Annotated in this window: 1 protein-coding gene; it reads right to left on the bottom strand. The window is 70.3% G+C overall.

Annotated features, from left to right (window positions below):
• The coding region (locus ABZ914_RS51795) for a hypothetical protein (RefSeq protein ID WP_500201875.1) at positions 1 to 1,047 on the bottom strand (1,047 nt) is incomplete at both ends.

The raw sequence follows: 1,047 nt of genomic DNA on the forward strand, positions 1-1,047 counted from the left end.
CGACCAGTGCGGTCTCCTCGTCACCGGCCTTGAAGCTGACCTTCTCCGACGTGCCCGGCGCGACGGTCCGCGTCTCGGTCTTGTCGCCGTAGGTGAACTCCACCTTGACCGGCACGCCACCCTCCGGGTTCGAGGCGGTCAGCGCGAAGGTCTCGCAGTCGGCGTCGGTGGTGACGGTCGGCAGCGGGCAGTCCTCGGGACGCTGCCACGTGTACGTGCCGCCCTCGATCACCTTGCCGTCGACCAGGACCTCGATCGCGCCGGCGTTCTCGGCGGGCACCACGGTCTCGTTGTCGGCCTTGCCCGGCTCGACGGTGACCTTCTTGGACCAGCCGTTCTCGCCGCGCACCTCGAACTCGACGGCGTACCGGGAGAGCGTGCCGTCGTTGCTCAGCGACACGGTCACCGTGCCGTCGCAGGCGGAGGCGAAGGTGGAGGCGGGGGTGGTGCAGTTCTTGCTGCCGCCGTTGTACCAGCCCTGCGGGCCGGACGAGCGGTTGCCGGGGGCACCCTTCTCGCCGAGCTTCTTGTCACCGTAGCGCTTGCCGTTCTCGACCAGCGGGTCGATGACCTCGTCCACGCCGCCCCAGATCAGGTCGACCTGGGTGTGGCAGTCCGGGACGCCGACGTTCAGCGCGATCTCGGTCTGGGTGCCGCCGAGGAAGTCACTGGCCGGCGCGCCGTAGACGTACTGCGGGGTGGCGAACTTCGGGCGCGGCGCGAAGTACGACACCAGCGTGAAGTACTGCTTCGCGTCACCGCAGAGCGGCAGGTCGCCCTCCAGCTTCACGGTCGCGGTGCCCTTCGGGCCGTCGAACGTGTGGCTGTACTTGGCGTCGCTGGCGTCGACGCACTTCGGCGCGGGGGCGCACGCAGCGTCGGCGGCCAGGTTGATGCTGCCCTTGTTGGTCTGCTCGCGCCGGTTGTCCCAGCGGCCCTCGACGACGAGCTCGGAGGTCGCGGTCTCGCCCGGCACCCGCTGCACGGCCTCGACAAAGCCGCCCTTCGGGATCGCGACGCCCTGCAGGTCGACGGCCTCGGCGCCCG

Source organism: Spirillospora sp. NPDC046719 (genome assembly GCF_040645715.1).
Classification (GTDB): domain Bacteria; phylum Actinomycetota; class Actinomycetes; order Streptosporangiales; family Streptosporangiaceae; genus Spirillospora.